Here is a 17,752-nt window from a genome sequence, read left to right as displayed (position 1 = left end):
GCCGGGGGGGGGCCCCACCGCCGGGCGCCGTGTCCGCTGTCCGAGGGGGTGCCCCTGGCGCTGGCTAGAATCGTGTTCCCCAGTCCAACGACCATTCCATTCCCCATGAAACTCATCGGCGCCATCACCAGCCCCTACGTGCGAAAAGTGCGCGTTGTCATGGCCGAGAAAAAACTGGACTACCAGTTCATCCTGGAAGACGTGTGGTCCGCCGACACCACCATCATGACCTCCAACCCGCTGGGCAAGGTGCCCTGCCTGGTGATGGAAGGCGGCGAGGCCGTGTTCGACTCGCGCGTGATCGTGGAGTACCTCGACACCCTTTCACCGGTGGGCAAGCTGATTCCCACGCAAGGCCGAGAACGCGCCGAGGTCAAGACCTGGGAAGCCCTGGCCGATGGCCTGCTGGACGCCGCCGTGCTGGCCCGGCTCGAAGCCACCTGGCCCGGCCGTGGCGATGGCGAGCGCAGCGAGGCGTGGATCGAGCGCCAGCGCGCCAAGATCGACGCCAGCCTGAAGTCCATGAGCCAGGGCCTGGGCGAGAAGGCGTTCTGCTCGGGCATCCACTTCAGCCTGTCCGACGTGGCCGTGGGCTGCGCGCTGGGTTACCTGGACTTCCGCTTCGCCAGCATCGACTGGCGCTCGCCGTACCCCAACCTGGCCCGCCTGGCCGAGAAGCTCAACCTGCGCCAGAGCTTCGTCGACACGAGGCCGGCCTAACCCCCCGCGCCGCGCCTGCGGCGCGTCACCCCCCAGGGGGCGATGCCTGCGGCCTGGCAAAGCCAGTTCCGCGGCATCCTGGCCGAAAGCCGCTCACTCCTGCGCTTTCTTCTTCAGCCAGCGCATCAGCCCGCCCAGCACAGGCAGTTTTTCGTACAGCTCTTCCGCCGCGTCCCAATAGTCGCGGTGGTCGCTGACGCGGCCATCGGGCGCGAACCGCAGGTGCGAGCCGCCGCGCACCACCTGCTCGGTCACGGTGTCAAAGCGCTGAAAACGAAAGCGGAACTCCCACACCAGAAAACATTGCGCGCCGTCCACCAGCCGGCCCGTGACGATGAAGCGCGGCGCCGTGAGGCTGTCGAACATGTGTTCGAACACGCGTGTGATGGCCGGGATGCCCTGCACCTCGTTGAACGGGTCCTTGAAGCGCGCGTCCGGCGTGTAGAACTCGCCGAGCCGGGCGAGCGAGCCGGGGGAGAGCGACTCGAACCAGTCGCAGAGGTGGTCGATGGCGGCGCGGTGGTCGGTGGACATGAACGGGTTATAGCCCGGTGATGCGGCGCACCGCCGGAAAGTACGCGCGGTAGGGCAGCAGGCGCAACAGCTTCATCCAGCGCGTGAAGCGCTTGGGGTAGTGGATGTCGAACGCGCCCTGGCCCCAGCCGGCCAGCATGGCCTGGGCCGCCTGTGCAGGTGTGATCAGCGCGGGCATGGTGAAGCCGTTGCGGGCCGTCAGGGGGGTGCTCACGAAGCCGGGATGCACCACGCTCACGCCCAGGCCCAGGGGCTGCAGGTCCAGGTACAGCGTCTCGGCGAGGTGGGTGAGCGCGGCCTTGGTCGGGCCGTAGGCCAGGCTCTTGGGCAGGCCGCGAAAACCCGCCACGCTGCTGATCAGGCTGATGTGCCCATGGCCCCGCGCCGCCATCGCGGGCACGGCGGCGTCGAGCACGTGCAGCGCGCCGAGGTAGTTGATGTCGACGTGGCGCCGAAGGTCGGCGAGGTCCATGTCGGTGGCGCGCATCTCGCGGTAGTGGCCGGCGCAGTACAGCACCAGATCCAGCGGGCCTTGAGCGAGGATCTGGTCGGTGGTGCGCATGACCGCGGTGGCATCGGTCACGTCCAGCGGCCAGGCCTGCGCGGCCGGGTGCGCGGCCACGAAAGCGTTCAGCGCGGGCGCATTGCGAGCCGACAGCAGCACCTGCGCCCCGCGCGCGTGCAGGGCCGAGGCGGTGGCTTCGCCAATGCCGCTGGAAGCGCCGATCAGCCACACGCGCAGGCCGCGCCAGTCGGTGATGCGGGGGTTCATGGGACCGAACAGCGAGAAGCCGCGCGCACCGCTCGCCGCCCGAGGGGGCGGCATGGGCGCATCGACGAAGGTCCTGGGGATGCTCATGGCCGGCGCTTCACGAACGACAGCGTGACCTCGCCCAGGCGGATGCCGAACTTGCTCATCGTGGCCTTGTTGAGCATCACGCGGTCGTCCATCAGGTACATCCAGTCGTCGAACTGCACTTCGTAGGTCTTGCCGTCCACCGGTTGCCGCAGCGTGTAGCCCCATCGGAAGGCGTTGCCCTGCTGCTCACCGAGCGCGGTGCCCACCACGTCGTCGGCGGTGCCGCTGAAGCGGCCGTTGCCCAGGTGCTTCATGCGCCACACGCGCTTCTGTGTCGTGCCGTCCGAGTAGGTGAAGGCCTCGTCGAGCACGCCGTCGTCCCCGTTCCATTGGCAGCGCATGACCACGGTGAAGCGCTTGATCACCTCGCCCGAGCGGTCGGTGAAGACACCGTAGGCGTCGAGCGTGCCGTTGAAATAGCTGCGCAGGTCGAGCACCGGTTTTTCGCCGGCGTACTGCGCGATCTGCGGGCCTGCGCAGCCCGAGAGTGCGGCGGCGCCCGCGATGCCGGCGGCGAGCAAATGGCGTCGTTGCATGGCGGTCTTTCAGTTCGTGGACAGGGAGGGGCGCGGTGGCGCTAGCCTTTGCTCGGGCCGGATGATCAGCGCGTACAGCGTGCCTGCGGCCAGCAGCTTGAGCGCGCACGGCAGCAGGCAGTAGGCGATGGTCAGGGTCTGCAGCGCGGTGGGGTCGCGCGTGCCCGGGGCGTAGCCGAACCAGGCCAGCAGCGGCAGGGCGAGACCCGCGGCCAGCGCGAGGTTGAGCTTGGTGGCGAAGTTCCACCAGCCGAAGTACGCGCCTTCGCGTTGGCCGCGTTCACCCAGCCGGCCGATCAGGCCGGCGAGCATCGCGCCGGGCAGGGCGAGGTCGGTGCCCAGCGCCACGCCCGAGAGGGCGCACACGATCAGGAAGGGCAGCACGTCGCCCGCGCCGAGCAGGGCCGCCGAGACGAACACCGCCACCGCCACGCCCATGCCCGCGAGCCAGGTGCGCGCCAGACCGAGGCGGGCGACCAGCCGCACCCAGAGCGGCATGGACAGCGCGGCGCACAGGAAGTAGGTGGCGAGGAAGGCCGGCTCCACCGCCGCCGGTGCCTGCAGCCGGTCCTGCACGAAGAACAGCACCAGCGTGGCCGGCACGGCGCTGGCGGTGCCGTTGATCACGAACACCGCGAGCAGGCGCCGGAACGCGGGTTGCCGCAGCGGGGAGGGGCCACCCGCTGCGGTGGCCATGGACCGGTCGAGCGGGCGCGTGGAGCGGCTCCAGGCCCACCAGCCCAGCGCCAGCAGCACGGCGAAGGCCGAGACCGTGGCGCCCAGTCCCAGCGTGGCGGGCAGCACGGCGGCGATCAGCACGCCCAGCAAGGCCAGGCCTTCGCGCCAGGCCACCACGCGGCTGCGCTGGGCCTCGTCGCCGCCCAGGCGCGCGCCCCAGGCCTGGTGCGCCACCGAGGTCACGCTGTAGGCGATGTAGGTGAGGGCCATCAGCCCGCCCGCCCAGCCGAGCAGGGTCGCGCTGCCGGCCTCGCGCACGGCGGCCGGCGGAAACAGCAGGCCCCACAGCCCGCCCGCGAGCACCAGCGCGGCCCCGGCCGCCGCGCCCAACACCGCCGCGATCGAGCGCGCGAAGAGGCGGTCGCACCAGCGCCCGATCCAGGGATCGAGCACGGCATCGATCAGCCGCGCGGCCAGCAGCACCGCCCCCAGGGCCGCCAACGGCGCGCCGAACGCGCGCGCGTAGTGGTTGGGCAGGATCACGTACAGCGGCAACGCGACGAAAGCCAGTGGCAGGCCCAGCAGGCCGTAGCGCAGCCCATGGCGCCAGGCGCCTGGCCCGATGAAGCGGGCGGCGGGTTCGCTCATGGTGCGCGCGGCGGACCGCCCAGGGACTGGATCAGGGCCTCGCGCAGGCGCGGCTGCGAGGTCCTGGGCGAGAGCCAGATGCCGAAGAACAGGCGCGAGAAGGCGTCGTCGGCGATCTCGCCGAGCCACTGGCCGTTGACGTAGAAGCGCGCGCCGCTGCCCGGCACGTGCACGCCGGTGAGGCGGTCGCCGCGCCGCACCTCGGGGAACAGGGCGCTCATCGCGGCTTGCCAGCGCTGGGCCTGCGCGGGGTCCAGCCGGGCCAGGCCTTTCATTTCCTCGATGGAGCGCTCGGCGATGTCGGCGCCCTTGAAGCCGCGCAGGTAGCTCAGTTCCAGGCCGAAGCGCTGGACTTCGAAGCGCTGGATGTCAAAGCCTGGCGCGACATACAGGCGCGCGTCGTAGACGTCGAACCCCCAGTACCGTAGGCGGGCGCTGCCGCTGAGCGTCTGGTCTTGCAGCGCCGCGCTCAGCATGGGGGCTGGCGCGGGCTGCGCGCTTGCGGGCCCCCCCACCAGCAGCGCGAGGGCCACGGACAGGTGAAGAGGGCGGGTGGGCATGGCGCGGGCCTCAGGCCGGCTTGCGCAGCGTGTACTGCACGACGTCCACGCTCTGCTGCTCGAACGCCGCCTCGCAATAAGCGAGGTAGAACTCCCAGATGCGCAGGAAGCGCTGGTCGAAGCCCAGTTGCAGCACGCGCTCCTGTTCGCGCAGGAAGTCCTCGCGCCAGATCGACAGCGTGCGCGCGTAGTCCTGGCCGAAGGCGAACTCGTCGACCACTTCCAGCCCCGCCTGCGCGGCCTGGGCGCGCAGCTCGCGTGGACAGGGAAGGCAACCGCCCGGGAAGATGTATTGCTGGATGAAGTCCGTGCCCTTGATGTAGCGGTCGAAATGCGCGTCGGCGATCACGATGCTCTGGATGCAGGCCCGGCCACCGGGCTTGAGCAGGCGGGCCACGGTCTGGAAGTAGGTCGGCCAATACGAGCGCCCCACCGCCTCGACCATCTCGATCGAGCAGATGGCGTCGAACGGCGCGTCGGGGATGTCGCGGTAGTCCTGCAGCCGCAGGTCGGCGCGATCCTGGCGGCCGATGGCCTGCAGGCGCTGTTTCGCGAAGGCCAGCTGTTCGGTCGACAGCGTCACACCGACCACCGAGGCATCGAACTCGGTGGTGGCCTTCTCGGCCAGGGCGCCCCAGCCACAGCCGATCTCCAGCACGCGGTCGCCCGGGCGCACACCGGCCAGGCGCAGCGCGCGGCGCACCTTGGCGTGCTGCGCCATCACCATCGGCTGGTCCGGCGTCTCGAACCAGGCCGACGAGTAGTTCATGGTCTCGTCCAGCCACAGGCAGTAGAACGCATTGCCCAGGTCGTAGTGCGCGTGGATGTTCTTGCGGCTGTTGGCCTTGGAGTTGCGGTTGAGCAGGTGCCGCACGCGGTAGGCCAGGCGGCCCAGCCAGGAGCCATAGACCATGTCCTCCACCTCGCGGCGGTTGGCCACCAGCAGCGAGAGCAGCGAAGTGAGGTGCGGCGTGCTCCAGTCGCCGGCGATGTAGGTTTCGGCGAAACCGATGTCGCCTGATTTGAGCGTGGCGCCGCACACGTTCCAGTTGTGCAGCTTCATGCTCGCGTGCGGTCCGTCGGACTGCCCGAAGCGCTGCACCGAGCCGTCGGGCAGCTGCAGCGTGAGGCTGCCGTGCACCAGGCGCTGCAGCAGTTGCAGGACGGTGCGCGCGGCGGCCGGCGTGTTGCGCGGCAGTTCGAAGTCCACGGGGCGGCGGGAGGCGGTGGTGCTGTTCATGGTTGGCGCGGCTCGGCGGTCACGGTGGGCGCCGAGGGCACGGCGGCGGTCACGAAGTCGCCCGGCGCGGGCGGCTGGCGGAAGAACGGGGCCTTCTGCCACCACAGGCGCAAGGCCTGCCAGTGGATGCGGGCGATCACGCCCAGGGTCATGGCGGGGTGGGACCACAGCGCGCGGCGCAGCGTGCGGGCATCGAGCGGCAGCAGTTCACCGCTCACGCTGGTGTTGAGCAGGGCCGCCTCACCCGCCCCATCGAAGTAGTCGATGCGCGCCACGGTGCGGGCGGTGGGGCCTTGCGTGCGCATGAAGACGAAGCGGTAGCGCCCGCGCACCGGGCAGAACGGCGAGACGTGGAACACCTTGGCGGCTTCGCAGGGCTGGCCATAGCGGGGCGCGTCGAGCAAATAGCAATGGCGTTCGCCAAAGGTGTTGTTCACCTCGGCGAGCACCGCGCGCAGCGAACCATCGGGGCGATGGCAGTACCAGAAACTCACCGGCTTGAAGCTGTAGCCCAGCATGCGCGGGTAGGTGTGCAGCCAGACCTCACCCTGCGCGTCGTGGATGCCGTGCTGGTGCAGCACCTCGTCCAGCCAGCCCAGGCTGTCGGCGCGGCCATCGCCGTGGTCGGTGTCGTGAAAGCTCAGCGCGGCACTTCGGTTGCGCGCCAGCGCCCCGGGGCCGTGCGCGCGCAGGCTGCGCATGGGCAGCATCAGAAAGCAGGTGGCGTAGGCGAACGCGTGGTGCCGGGGCCGGTGGCGCGTGTGGCGCACCTGGCCGAAGCCCAGCTGCGCCACGGCCGCGTTCATGCGAACACCCCGGGAAGCGCGGCCCGGCGCAGCTCGCGCTCGTTGGCCAGCGGCACCAGGCGGTGCGCATCGATCAGGCCACGCGCGGCCTGCAGGCCCGACTTGAGCCCGTCCTCGTGAAAGCCATAGCCGGTCCAGGCACCGGCGAACCAGGTGTGGCGATGGCCCTGCAAGGCCGGCACGCCGGCCTGGGCGCGAATGGCACCGAGGTCGAACACCGGGTGCTCGTAGGCGTACTCGCCGAGCACTTGCGTGGGGTTGATCTCGCGCTGCGGATTGAGCGAGACCACCACCGGTTGCGGCACCGGCAGCGGCTGCAGGCGGTTGATCAGGTAATGCAGGCAGACGTTGGCCGATTCCTGATCGGCGCTGGGCGCGCGCTCGTAGTTCCAGGCCGCCCAGGCACGCGGGTTCTCCGGCAGCACCGAGGCATCGGTGTGCAGCACGGCGCGGTTGGGCTGGTAGCGGATGGCGCCGAGCAGCTCGCGTTCGGCCACCGAGGCCTGATCGCCGAGCAGGCGCAGCGCCTGGTCGCTGTGGCAGGCCATCACGATGGCGTCGAAGCGGTCCACATGGCCGGGTGAGACCACGCGCACGCCCTCGTCGTCGCGCAGCACCTGCTGCACCGGCGTGAGGAGGCGCAGGTCGCCCACCCCCCGCAGGATCTTGCTCACGTACTGGCGGGCGCCCCCCGCGACCGTGTGCCACTGCGGCCGGTTCCTGACCTGGATCAGGCCGTGGTTGTGGCAGAAGCGCACCATGGTGGCGACCGGGAAGGCCAGCATCTGGTCGGTCGGGCAGCTCCAGATGCAGCCCATCATGGGCAGGAAGTACCAGTCGCGGAATTCGGCCGAGAAGCGCTGTTCGCGCAGGAAATCGCCCAGTGGTTGCAGCAGGGGGCTGTCGGGCCGCAGGTCGTCGCCACGTTCGGCCAGGCGGGTGGTGACGCGGTTGAAGCGCGCGATGTCGGCCAGCATGCGCAGAAAGCGTGGGTTGGCCAGGTTGCGGCGCTGCGCGAACACGGAAGACAGATCGCTGCCGCTCCATTCGAGCGCGTCGCCGCCGGGCCCGGCACCCGGCACCTGGACCGAGAACGACATGTCGGCGCGGGCGGTCGGCACCTCCAGCGCGGCGAGCAGGGCCAGCAGATTGGGGTACGTGCGCTCGTTGAGCACCAGAAAGCCGGTGTCGACGCCAAAGGTGGTGGGCACGCCATAGGCATCGGGCAGGGTCACGTCCACCGTGTGGGCGTGGCCGCCGAAATGGTCGCCCGCCTCGTACAGCGTGACGTCGGCCAGGCCCTGCAAGGTGTGGGCGGCGGCCAGGCCGGCAATGCCCGAGCCGACGATGGCCACGCGCGAAGGCCGGGAGACGGCGGCGCGCGCGGGAGAGACGGAGGTGGGGAAGAGGCCCGGCTGCATGGGCGGACCTCAGGGCCGGTGGGCCGCGCACCGGCGGGTGCGGCGGCCACGGAGGCCAATACAAAAGACTGCGAAGCGCCCCCAGACGAACAAGGGAGGGAGGGAGGAGGAGGAGAAGCGCCTCGGGATTGCAGCCGGATCACGCAGACCCGGAAGGCTTCGCAGTACAAAACGGAAATCGGCGGCCGGCACGCTGTCCGGCCTGCTGTTTACGACGCCCGGTGCGCGAGAAAAGTTCCATGCCCCGGTCGTCGGGCGCGCAGAGCGGGAATGGCTGGGCAGGGGCATGGTGGCAACTCGCGTTGAAATACTTGTTGGTTTTCATTGTGACTCATCAGTCACAATTTGGTCGATAGAAACTTTTCGATGTCCTTGACGAATGCGGGGTTTTTGGGGTCGACCCCGCTGGCGTAGCTGCGCACGGTCTGGCCGTCGCGCGCGATCAGGTATTTGTGGAAATTCCAGCGCGGGTGGTCGCCCGTCTTTTCAGCCAGCTGGCGGTACAGCGGGTTGGTGTCGCGCCCGACCACGCTGGTCTTGCTGAACATCGGGAATTTCACGCCGAAGGTGTTCTCGCAGAAGTCGGCGATGGCCTGGTTGCTGCCCGGCTCCTGGCTGCCGAAGTCGTTGGCCGGGAAGCCCAGCACCACCAGACCCTGGGACTGGTAGCGCGCGTAGAGCGCCTCCAGGCCTTCGTATTGCTTGGTGAAACCGCAGAAGCTCGCGGTGTTCACCACCAGCACCACCTTGCCGCTGTATTGGCACAGCGACTGGGGCTTTTCGTCCTGCAGGCGGTCGAAGCGGTGCTGCAGCAGCGCGGGGCAGCTGGCGCTCGTGGGCGCGGGCATGGTCTGGGCCGCGGCGGGCGGCACCGTGGCGAATACCAGCGCGACGGACAGGGCCAGGGCCAGGCCCAGGAATTCAAGGTTCTTCATGCGGCAACTCCAGGGGGTCAAAAAAATTCATTCCAACATGGGCCTGTCGCAAACTCAAGCGCGTCTGATCTCCACTACGCAGGTGGCGGCTGGGTGGATTCAAACCGGTGCCATCGGAACTTTCCGAGGGGGCAAGTCCCGAACGATGGGGTGGTTTGTCATTGCCGTGAAAGCCCGCCGCATAGAATGTCCGCGTTAAGAAAGACCACCATGCTCTATCCTGAACTCTTCAAACAACTCGAATCCGTGCGTTGGGACATGGACAAGGACATCCCCTGGGACAAGTTCGACGCCAGCGCGTTGACCGATGAACAGGCGCAGACCATCAAGATGAATGCCATCACCGAGTGGGCCGCGTTGCCGGCCACCGAGATGTTCCTGCGCGACAACCGCGACGATTCCGATTTCTCGGCCTTCATGTCGATCTGGTTCTTTGAAGAGCAGAAGCACTCGCTGGTGCTGATGGAGTACCTGCGCCGCTTCCGCCCCGAGCTGGTGCCCACGGAGCAGGAGCTGCACGACATCCGCTTCGAGTTCGATCCGGCCCCGCCGCTGGAGACGCTGATGCTGCACTTCTGCGGCGAGATCCGCCTGAACCACTGGTACCGCCGCGCCAGCGAGTGGCACACCGAACCCGTGATCAAGCAGATCTACAGCACGCTCAGCCAGGACGAGGCCCGCCACGGCGGCGCCTACCTGCGCTACATGAAGCGCGCGATCGGCAAGTTCGGCAACGAGGCCCGCTCGGCCTTCGCCAAGGTGGGCGTGCTGATGGCCAGCGCGCGCCGCACCGCGCAGGCGCTGCACCCGACCAACCTGCACGTGAACAAGAACCTGTTCCCCAACGACACCATCCAGAGCCGCCTGCCCAACCCCGAGTGGCTGGAGCACTGGCTGGACAAGCAGATCAACTTCGATGCGGTGTGGGAAACGCGCGTGGTCGATCGCATCCTGCACAACATGAGTCTGCTGATGGAGCAGAGCTTCAAGACCGTGCAGGAGCTCAACCGCTTCCGCAAGGCGGTCTCGGTCACCGCGGCACCGTCGGCGGCCTGAGGCCCTGCGGGCCCCGTGCCTGAAAGCCCGCTACGGCGGGCTTTTTCGTGGGCGCTTCAGAAGGGGTTCCGCCAGTGCCAGCACCACGCCCCAGAAGGCGCCGGTGACGTGCGCGGCCTGCACCACCGACAGGTGGCTGTCGGCGTCCCACACGATGGGCTGGGACCAGCCCCGTTCGAGCAGCACCTTGGTCAGCACCACCGCGACCAGCAGCCCGCCCCAGAACCGCGCGCCACGGATGGGCAGGCGGCGCAGCGCGACCTGCACCGCCAGCACCAGAACGCCGGCATGCATCAGGCCGGAGAGGCCGACCGCGTAGCCCACCTGCGGCCACAGCAGCAGCGAGACCTGCGTGAGTGGCCAGGCCAGCAGCCACGCCAGCGTGCAGCGCGCACCGGGCCGCAGCACCCAACCCGCGGCGGCCACGCCGCCCATGGCCAGCACGTTGCCCACGAGATGGGGGCGGTTCAGGTGGACCCAGGCGCTGCTCCAAAGCGTCCAGGGCCGTGCCGTCCATTCGCCCGCGCGCCAGGTGAGCGCGTCGGCCACGCCGGGAGGGGACCACCACACCAGCAGGCTGAGCGCCGCATGCAGGCCGCAAAGCCACAACCAGCTGCCGCGCCACGGTGTCACGGCGGGTCGACCGTTCAAGCGGTCGACGCGACGCGGCCCAGCACGTGTTGCCACATCGCCAGCACCGCGCGAGCGGCTTCTTCGACCTGCGCCGCATCGACCTGCGTGGGCGCCTCGTCCAGCCGCGCGGTGTGCTGGATCTGGCGCAGCTCGCGGTAGGCGCGGGCCGCGGCCTCGCCCATGCCGGGCTCGAGCAGGCCCGCGCTTTCGGCGCGCCGCAGCAGGTTGATGTTGCCGGTGTTGGCGCGCAGCTCGGGGTGCGCGCGCGAGTGCAGCAGCACCAGGTACTGCACCACGAACTCCACGTCCACCATGCCACCCGGGCTGTGTTTCACGTCGAAGCGTTCGCCGCGCACCGGGTGCGCGGCGCGCACCTTGCCGCGCATGGCGACGATCTCGGCGGCCAGCGAGGCGGCGTCGCGCTCGGCCGTGATGACCGCCTCGCGCACCGCGTCGAAGCGGCCGGCGAGGGAGAGCCCCCACGCTCCGCCGCTCTGCGGCGGGCGGCCCGGCGGCGGGCTCTCGGCCACACCACCGAGCACAAAACGCGCGCGCGTCATGGCCTGGTGTTCCCAGGTCCAGGCGGTGTTGCTGCCGCGCTGCTGCTGGTAGTTGGCATACGCCGTGAAGCTGGTGACCAGCAGGCCCGAGTTGCCGTTGGGCCGCAGCGCGGTGTCGATCTCGAACAGGTCGCCCTCGCCGGTCTTCACCGTGAGCCAGTTGATCATCTTGCGCACGAAGGCGGCGTAGATCTCCGAGGCGTTTTCGTGTTCGTCCTCGTAGACGAAGACGATGTCCAGGTCGCTGCCGTAGCCGAGTTCCTTGCCGCCGAGCTTGCCGTAGCCAATGATGGCGAAGCTGGGCTCGTCGCGGTGGCGGCTCTTGAGGCGGGCCCAGCACCAGCGCGCGGTGGTGCGCAGCACCGAGTCGGCCAGGGCGGAGAGGTCGTCGGCCACCTGTTCGACGGTGAGCACCTTCTCCACGTCGCGCGCCAGGGTGCGGAACACCTCGGCGTGGTGCGCGCGGCGCAGCAGGTTGAGCAGGGCTTCTTCATCGTCCTCGCCGGTGGAGCGCAGCGCGGTGCGCCGCGCCTCCAGCTCGTCCTCGAACTGCGCGGCATCGAAGCGGTCGGTCAGCAGCTGCTGGCTGGCGAGTTCGTCGATCACGCCGGGGTGCTTGATCAGGTAACGCGCGGGCCACTTGGCCGCGCCGAGCAGGCGCAGCAGGCGCTCGTGCACCGAGGGCCGTTCCTGCAGCAGGGCGAGGTAACTTTCGCGGCGCAGCAGCGGCTCGATCCAGTCGGCCATGCGCAGCGCGGCCTCTTCGCTCACGCGGCCTTCGTCGATCCAGGCCCCGGTGCGCTGCACCAGCCGCACCAGGCGCGCGCGGGTGTCCTCGCGCAGCGCGAGCACGCGTGGGTGTTCGAGCCATTGGCCCACGCGGGCCGCGAAGGCCGGGGGCAGTTGCTCCAGCACGCTTTGCAGGTCGTCGACCGCGCTGCGGCCGTTGGCGCCGTTCTTCTTGCTGCCGCAGCCCTTGCCGTTGCAGCCACCGTTGGTGGGGCCGCCGAGCAGGGTGTCGAACTCCTGGGCCACCAGCTCGCGGTGCGCGTCCAGCGCGTGCAGGAAGGCGCACACGTCGGGGTAACCGAGCGTGGCCGCGAGCCAGGCCAGGTCGTCGTCGCGCGTGGGCATCACGTGGGTCTGCTGGTCGTCCAGGTACTGGATGCGGTGCTCGACCCGGCGCAGGAATTCGTAGGCCTGCGCCAGCGCGGTGGCCGTGGCCGGCGGCATCAGGCCGGCCTTGCACAGGCGCTGCAGCGCATCCAGCGTGGGCCGCGTGCGCAGCTCGGGGAACTGGCCGCCGCGCACCACCTGCAGCAGCTGCACGGTGAACTCGATCTCGCGGATGCCGCCGCGCGAGAGCTTCACGTCGTTCGATCGCCCCGGGTTGCCGGCGGCGCGTTTGGACGCGTGGTCGCGGATCTGCCGGTGCAGCGTGCGCAAGGCATCGAACACGCCGTAGTCGAGGTAGCGGCGGAACACGAAGGGCAACACGGTGCCGCGCAGCGCGCTGGCGCTGCGGTCCTGCACGCAGGCGGTGGGGGCGATCACGCGGCTCTTGAGCCAGGCGAAACGTTCCCACTCGCGGCCCTGCACCAGGAAATACTCTTCGAGCGCCCCGAGCGAGACCGCGCTGGGCCCGGAGTTGCCGTTGGGCCGCAGGGCCAGGTCGACGCGGAACACGTTGCCGTGTTCGGTGGTCTCGCCCACGGTGTTGTAGATGTGCTTGACGGCCTTGCCGAAGTACTCGTGGTTGCTGATGCGCTGGCGGCCCTGGGCGTTGCCGGCGGTCTCACCGTCCTGGTCGTAGACGTAGATCAGGTCGATGTCGCTCGACACATTGAGCTCGCGCGCGCCCAGCTTGCCCATGCCGATCACCCACAGCTGCGCGCGCTGCAGCTCGCCCTTGGGCGTGGTGAACTGCGGCGCGCCGTGCAGCTCGTCCAGATCGGCACAGGCCAGGGTGCAGGCTTCGTCGAGCGCGAGTTCGGCCAGTTCGGTGACGGCGCGCGTGACCACGGCCAGCGGCGCGCCCTGCTCGCAGTCGAGCACCACCAGGCGCTCCAGCACCAGCTGGCGCAGCACGCGCAGGGCGGCGGGCACCGGCAGGCCGCGCTCGCGCAGCACGCCCAGGCAGGCCCGCATGCTGGCGAGCACGGGTTCTCCCGGGGGAAGGCAGGGCAGTTCAGTGGCGTAGCGGCGGCGCACCCGCTGCACGAAGCGCGAGTGCTCGGCCTGGCGGTCTTGGGCCGAGAGCGGCGGACAGGGGTTCACATTTGATGACAAAACGGGCGCTTCCGCTGTGGAACCTGTGAAATGGCTGGCCGTCATAATTTGCGGTGGACATGAATCAAAGCCCGGCTCCCATCGCCCCTGCCACGCGAACCCTCAAGACACTTTCGGTGGTGGCCCGGCTTTGCTTGTGGCTCGTGTTCCTGGCCTGGGGCCTCTTCGTGCTGACCTGGGCAGCGCTGAATTGGTGGATTGTGCCCCGAATCGGCGAATGGCGCCCTGAGCTGGAACGATGGGCCAGCAGCACGGTGGGTGCTCCGGTGAAGGTGGGCGAGATCCGGGCCGACAACACCACCAGCGGCCTGGGTTTCCTGCCCGCCTTCATGCCGTCTTTCGAGCTGCGCGACGTGCAGCTGTTCGATCCCCATGGCCGCGTCGCCCTGCACCTGCCGCTGGTGCGCACCGCGGTGTCGGTGCGCTCCCTCTGGCACGGCAACTTCGAACAGGTCGTGATCGACCAGCCGGTGCTGGACGTGCGGCGCACCGCGCAGGGCCGCATCGAGGTGGCCGGGCTCGACATCGCGGGCCCGGGCCAGCAGGACGGCCGCGCCGCCGACTGGTTCTTCTCCCTGCGCGAGTTCGTCATCCAGAACGGCACCGTGCGCTGGACGGACGAGCTGCGCGCCCAACCCCCGCTGGCCCTGGGGGCCTTGAGCTTCGTGGTGCGCAACACAGCCCGCACGCACCAGTTCCGGCTCGACGCCACGCCGCCGGCCGAATGGGGTGAGGGCCTGAGCGTGCGGGGGCGCCTGCGCGAGCCCCTGATCGAGCTCGGTGGCCGCGCGCCCGGTCAATCGATCTGGCACAACTGGGGCGGCGAGCTGTACGCGGACTTCAGCCATGTGGACGTGGCGCGCCTGCGGGCCTACGCGGACCTGTCGACCTGGGGCGTTGACGTGCGCGCCGGGCAAGGCGCGCTGCGCGCCTGGGCCGACGTGGTCAACGGGGCCGTGGCGGGCGCTACGACCGATTTGGCGTTGCGCGACGTGGAAGCCCAGCTCGGCCCCGAGCTGCCGGCCCTGGCGATCGACGAACTGCAGGGCCGGCTGGCCGCGCAGTGGTCCGAAGCGGGCTTCAATGTGGCCACCGACGACCTGCGTTTCCGCACCCGCGAGGGCGTGGAGTGGCCCAGCGGCCGGCTGCGCCTGCAGCACACGGCCGCCCTGGCCGGGCAGCAGGGCGCGAGCACCGAGCTCAACGCCGAGCGGCTGGAGCTGGGCGCGCTCGCGGCCCTCGCCAGCCGCCTGCCCCTGCCGGCCGAAGCGCACCAGCGGCTGGAGCAGCTGCGGCCGATGGGCCGGGTGGACGGCTTTTCGGCCCGCTGGCAGCGCGCGGCCGGCGCGGCGCCGCCGTCGGGCTGGGACCTGGCGAGCTACCAGGCCAAGGGGCGGGTCAGCGGCCTGTCGGTCGCGGGCGAACCCAGCGGCCGCATGTCCATCTCGGGGCGTTTCCCGCTGCCCGGTCGCCCCGGCATCTCGGGCGCCACGGTGGACTTCGACCTCAACCAGGCGGGCGGCCGGGCGCACATCAGCGTGGCGGACGGCACCGTGGAACTGCCCGATGTGTTCGAAGACCCCAGCGTGCCGGTCGATCAGCTGGAGGCCGATTTTTCCTGGCGCGTGCAGGGCGAGCGCATCGAAGCCCAGCTCGACAACGTGCGCCTGAGCAACGCCGATGCCGAGGGCACGGCCCAGGTGCGCTGGCAGACCAGCGAGGTCCCCGCCGGCTCGACCGCCTCGCGTTTTCCGGGCGTGCTCGACCTCAGCGCCACGCTCACCCGCGCCGACGCCACGCGCGTGCACCGCTACCTGCCGCTCACCGTGAATGCCGATGCGCGCCACTACGTGCGCGAGGCGGTGCGCGGCGGCAGCTCGAACCGGGTCGAGTTCCGCGTGCAGGGGCTGGTCGATCACGTGCCCTTCGAGAAACCCGGCGAGCGCGGCGAGTTCCGCATCAGCGCGCCGCTGCGCAACGTGGACTTCGACTACATCCCGGCCTACCTGCAGAAAGCGGGCGAGGCGGCCTGGCCCGCGCTGCGCGGTGTCTCGGGCGAGCTGCTGCTCGATCGCGCCTCGCTCAAGCTCAGCGCGCTCGAAGGCGGCGTGGCGAACGCGCCCGGCGTGCGCCTGAGCAAGGGACAGGTGGGCATCGAGCACCTGGGCCACGACGGTGTGTTGCAAGTGAACGCCCAGGCCCAGGGGCCGGCGAACGAGGCACTGGGCTTCGTGCAGGGTTCGCCGCTCAACGCCATGACGGGCCAGGCGCTGGCGCGGGCCCGCACCGGCGCCGGGGCAGCGCAAGTGGGGTTCGCGCTCCAGCTGCCGCTGGCCGACCCCCACTCCACCAAGGTCAGCGGCACCGTCAAGCTCGACGGCAACGACCTGCAGATCAGTCCCGATGCGCCCCTGCTCGGGCGCGCCAGCGGCAACCTGGCCTTCAGCGAAACCGGTTTCTCGGTCAAGGCGGCCCAGGCCCGGGTGTACGGCGGCGACCTGCGCTTCGAGGGCGGCATGCAGGTCGATGCCAAGGGCGCGGCCCAGGTGCAGTTCCGGGGCCAGGGCCTGGCCAGCGCCGACGGCCTGCGCGAGGCCGGACTGGGTTTTGTCTCGCGCCTGTTCCAGCACGCCAGCGGCAGCACGGCCTACACGGCCCAGCTCGGCTTTCGCGCGGGCGTGCCCGAGCTGCAGGTGACGAGCAACCTGCAGGGCCTGGCGCTGAACCTGCCGGCGCCCTTGAACAAGGCGGCCGAGGCCAGCCTGCCGCTGCGCTACGAAAACCACGTGCTCAACGTGGCGGGTGAGAGCGCGCGCACCGACCGGCTGGCGATTCAGCTCGGCTCCTCGCTGGCGCCGGTGGCCTCGCTGCAGTACGAGCGCGAACTCGGCAGCGGCGAGCCGCGGGTGCTGCGCGGCGCCATCTCGGTCGGCGTGGAGGGCGACAACACCGCCGCGTCCCTGCCGCTCGAGGGCGTGGTCGCCCATGTGCAGCTCGCGCAGCTCGACACCGATGCCTGGGAGCGCGCGTTCAACACCACCACGGGGGTGGACGTGCGCACGGCGGCCACGGCCGGTGCCACGGTGCTCCCGCGCGTGGGCCCGGTCAGCGACCAGAACGCCAGCCTGGCCTACCTGCCCACCACGCTGGCGGTGCGCGCCGACCGCCTCACGGTGCGCGGGCGCCAATTCCACCGCGTGGTGCTGGGGGGCTCGCGCGAAGGTGCGCAGTGGCAGGCCAACATCGACGCCAACGAGCTCAACGGCTACGTGTCGGTGCGCCAGTCGGGCCCGGGCACGGCGGGCAATGTGTACGCGCGCCTCAAGCGCCTGCAGCTGGAGCCCTCGGCGGCGACCGAGGTCGAACAGCTGCTGGAGCAGCCCACCACCAGCGTGCCCTCGCTGGACATCGCGGTGGACGAGCTCACCATCGCCGGCCGCAACCTGGGGCGCGTGGAGGTCGAGGCCATCAACCGCGGCGGGCCGCTGCGCGGCAGCGAATGGCGCCTGACCCGGCTGCGCGTCGCTTCGCCCGAGGCGCGCCTGAGCGCCACCGGCAACTGGGTCGCCGCCGGGGCCGGTGCGGCCGGCCAGCGCCGCACCGCGCTCAATTTCCGGCTCGACATCGACGACTCGGGCCAGCTGCTCACCCGCTTCGGCCGCGAGGGCCTGGTGCGCGGCGGCAAGGGGCGGCTCGAGGGCAACATCGGCTGGATCGGCTCGCCGCTGGCGATCGACTACCCCAGCCTGTCGGGCCAGATCCACGCCGACATCGAGCGCGGCCAGTTCCTCAAGGTCGACCCCGGCGCCGGGCGCCTGCTGGGCGTGCTCAGCCTGCAGGCCCTGCCGCGCCGCCTGGTGCTCGACTTCCGAGATGTGTTCTCCGAAGGCTTCGCCTTCGACTTCGTGCGCGGCGACGCGCGCCTGGAGCGGGGCGTGCTGCACACCAACAACCTGCAGATGAAGGGCGTGAACGCGGCCGTGCTGATGGAAGGCAGCGCCGACATCGCGCGCGAGCAGCAGGACCTCAAGGTGGTGGTGGTGCCCGAGATCAACGCCGGCACCGCCTCGCTGATCGCCACCGCCATCAACCCGGCCATCGGCCTGGGCACCTTCCTGGCGCAATTCCTGCTGCGTCAGCCGCTGCAGTCGGCGACGACGCAGGAGTTCCGCATCACCGGCAGCTGGGCCGACCCGCAGGTGGACAAGGTCGAGCGGGCTTCACCGGCCGCCGCGGCACCGCGCGACCCCACGCCCGTGCTGCAGTAAGCTGTCAGG

At 70.3% G+C, this 17,752-nt stretch carries 14 protein-coding genes; 3 read left to right on the top strand and 11 right to left on the bottom strand.

From position 1 onward, the window contains the following. Positions 1 to 105: 105 nt before the first annotated feature. Positions 106 to 720, top strand: coding sequence for a glutathione S-transferase C-terminal domain-containing protein (locus tag AC3WPZ_RS19010; RefSeq protein WP_382322308.1), 615 nt, complete (start codon positions 106 to 108; stop codon positions 718 to 720). Between the two features lie 93 nt (positions 721 to 813). On the opposite strand, the gene AC3WPZ_RS19005 is transcribed toward AC3WPZ_RS19010, so the two are convergent. From AC3WPZ_RS19005 to AC3WPZ_RS18965, 9 genes are all read right to left on the bottom strand, one after another. Further along, complete coding sequence (locus tag AC3WPZ_RS19005; RefSeq protein WP_492440986.1) at positions 814 to 1,254, bottom strand: nuclear transport factor 2 family protein; 441 nt, start codon at positions 1,252 to 1,254, stop codon at positions 814 to 816. Between the two features lie 7 nt (positions 1,255 to 1,261). Then, positions 1,262 to 2,026, bottom strand: a complete 765-nt coding sequence (locus tag AC3WPZ_RS19000) for an SDR family NAD(P)-dependent oxidoreductase (protein WP_492440988.1) — start codon at positions 2,024 to 2,026, stop codon at positions 1,262 to 1,264. Positions 2,027 to 2,109: 83 nt separating this feature from the next. Then, positions 2,110 to 2,649, bottom strand: a complete 540-nt coding sequence (locus AC3WPZ_RS18995) for a DUF3833 domain-containing protein (protein ID WP_382152960.1) — start codon at positions 2,647 to 2,649, stop codon at positions 2,110 to 2,112. A gap of 9 nt (positions 2,650 to 2,658) precedes the next feature. Beyond that, a complete protein-coding gene (locus AC3WPZ_RS18990; RefSeq protein ID WP_492440984.1) occupies positions 2,659 to 3,975 on the bottom strand; it encodes an MFS transporter in 1,317 nt (438 codons plus the stop codon). Further along, entirely contained in the window at positions 3,972 to 4,535 is a 564-nt protein-coding gene (locus AC3WPZ_RS18985; protein WP_444687728.1) for a chalcone isomerase family protein, read from the bottom strand. The genes AC3WPZ_RS18990 and AC3WPZ_RS18985 overlap by 4 nt, the downstream gene beginning before the upstream one ends. A gap of 10 nt (positions 4,536 to 4,545) precedes the next feature. Further along, positions 4,546 to 5,775: a class I SAM-dependent methyltransferase gene (locus AC3WPZ_RS18980; RefSeq protein WP_492440981.1), complete on the bottom strand. Its 1,230-nt coding sequence runs from the start codon at positions 5,773 to 5,775 to the stop codon at positions 4,546 to 4,548. After that, entirely contained in the window at positions 5,772 to 6,581 is an 810-nt protein-coding gene (locus tag AC3WPZ_RS18975; protein ID WP_382152972.1) for a DUF1365 domain-containing protein, read from the bottom strand. The genes AC3WPZ_RS18980 and AC3WPZ_RS18975 overlap by 4 nt, the downstream gene beginning before the upstream one ends. Further along, positions 6,578 to 8,002, bottom strand: coding sequence for an NAD(P)/FAD-dependent oxidoreductase (locus tag AC3WPZ_RS18970; RefSeq protein WP_492440978.1), 1,425 nt, complete (start codon positions 8,000 to 8,002; stop codon positions 6,578 to 6,580). The genes AC3WPZ_RS18975 and AC3WPZ_RS18970 overlap by 4 nt, the downstream gene beginning before the upstream one ends. Positions 8,003 to 8,340: 338 nt before the next feature. Further along, positions 8,341 to 8,937, bottom strand: a complete 597-nt coding sequence (locus AC3WPZ_RS18965; protein WP_492440976.1) for a glutathione peroxidase — start codon at positions 8,935 to 8,937, stop codon at positions 8,341 to 8,343. 210 nt (positions 8,938 to 9,147) lie between these two features. On the opposite strand from AC3WPZ_RS18965, the gene AC3WPZ_RS18960 reads away from it, so the two are divergent. Further along, positions 9,148 to 9,993 (top strand): ferritin family protein, encoded by an 846-nt coding sequence (locus AC3WPZ_RS18960; protein WP_291111587.1) that lies wholly within the window; start codon positions 9,148 to 9,150, stop codon positions 9,991 to 9,993. 30 nt (positions 9,994 to 10,023) lie between these two features. On the opposite strand, the gene AC3WPZ_RS18955 is transcribed toward AC3WPZ_RS18960, so the two are convergent. After that, positions 10,024 to 10,644 (bottom strand): rhomboid family intramembrane serine protease, encoded by a 621-nt coding sequence (locus AC3WPZ_RS18955; RefSeq protein ID WP_492440974.1) that lies wholly within the window; start codon positions 10,642 to 10,644, stop codon positions 10,024 to 10,026. Continuing rightward, positions 10,641 to 13,520, bottom strand: a complete 2,880-nt coding sequence (gene glnE, locus AC3WPZ_RS18950) for a bifunctional [glutamate--ammonia ligase]-adenylyl-L-tyrosine phosphorylase/[glutamate--ammonia-ligase] adenylyltransferase (RefSeq protein ID WP_492440972.1) — start codon at positions 13,518 to 13,520, stop codon at positions 10,641 to 10,643. The genes AC3WPZ_RS18955 and glnE overlap by 4 nt, the downstream gene beginning before the upstream one ends. Positions 13,521 to 13,534: 14 nt before the next feature. Between glnE and AC3WPZ_RS18945 the strand changes: the two genes are divergently transcribed. Beyond that, the gene (locus AC3WPZ_RS18945; RefSeq protein ID WP_492440970.1) at positions 13,535 to 17,743 is read left to right on the top strand and encodes a YhdP family protein; all 4,209 of its coding nucleotides are present in this window, start codon (positions 13,535 to 13,537) and stop codon (positions 17,741 to 17,743) included. Positions 17,744 to 17,752: the final 9 nt, after the last annotated feature.

It is taken from the genome of Hydrogenophaga sp. FW305-3-2-15-A-LB1, from assembly GCF_058787875.1.
Note: the sequence above shows the minus strand (reverse complement) of the source record. Positions and strands in the feature narration are given on the sequence as shown.

Coding starts and splice junctions, on each gene's coding strand:
- glnE (WP_492440972.1), bottom strand. CDS start 13,520: ATGACGGCCAGCCATTTCACAGGTTCCACAGCGGAAGCGCCCGTTTTG.
- AC3WPZ_RS18975 (WP_382152972.1), bottom strand. CDS start 6,581: ATGAACGCGGCCGTGGCGCAGCTGGGCTTCGGCCAGGTGCGCCACACG.
- AC3WPZ_RS18945 (WP_492440970.1), top strand. CDS start 13,535: ATGAATCAAAGCCCGGCTCCCATCGCCCCTGCCACGCGAACCCTCAAG.
- AC3WPZ_RS18980 (WP_492440981.1), bottom strand. CDS start 5,775: ATGAACAGCACCACCGCCTCCCGCCGCCCCGTGGACTTCGAACTGCCG.
- AC3WPZ_RS18990 (WP_492440984.1), bottom strand. CDS start 3,975: ATGAGCGAACCCGCCGCCCGCTTCATCGGGCCAGGCGCCTGGCGCCAT.
- AC3WPZ_RS18970 (WP_492440978.1), bottom strand. CDS start 8,002: ATGCAGCCGGGCCTCTTCCCCACCTCCGTCTCTCCCGCGCGCGCCGCC.
- AC3WPZ_RS18995 (WP_382152960.1), bottom strand. CDS start 2,649: ATGCAACGACGCCATTTGCTCGCCGCCGGCATCGCGGGCGCCGCCGCA.
- AC3WPZ_RS19010 (WP_382322308.1), top strand. CDS start 106: ATGAAACTCATCGGCGCCATCACCAGCCCCTACGTGCGAAAAGTGCGC.
- AC3WPZ_RS18960 (WP_291111587.1), top strand. CDS start 9,148: ATGCTCTATCCTGAACTCTTCAAACAACTCGAATCCGTGCGTTGGGAC.
- AC3WPZ_RS19005 (WP_492440986.1), bottom strand. CDS start 1,254: ATGTCCACCGACCACCGCGCCGCCATCGACCACCTCTGCGACTGGTTC.
- AC3WPZ_RS19000 (WP_492440988.1), bottom strand. CDS start 2,026: ATGAACCCCCGCATCACCGACTGGCGCGGCCTGCGCGTGTGGCTGATC.
- AC3WPZ_RS18985 (WP_444687728.1), bottom strand. CDS start 4,535: ATGCCCACCCGCCCTCTTCACCTGTCCGTGGCCCTCGCGCTGCTGGTG.
- AC3WPZ_RS18965 (WP_492440976.1), bottom strand. CDS start 8,937: ATGAAGAACCTTGAATTCCTGGGCCTGGCCCTGGCCCTGTCCGTCGCG.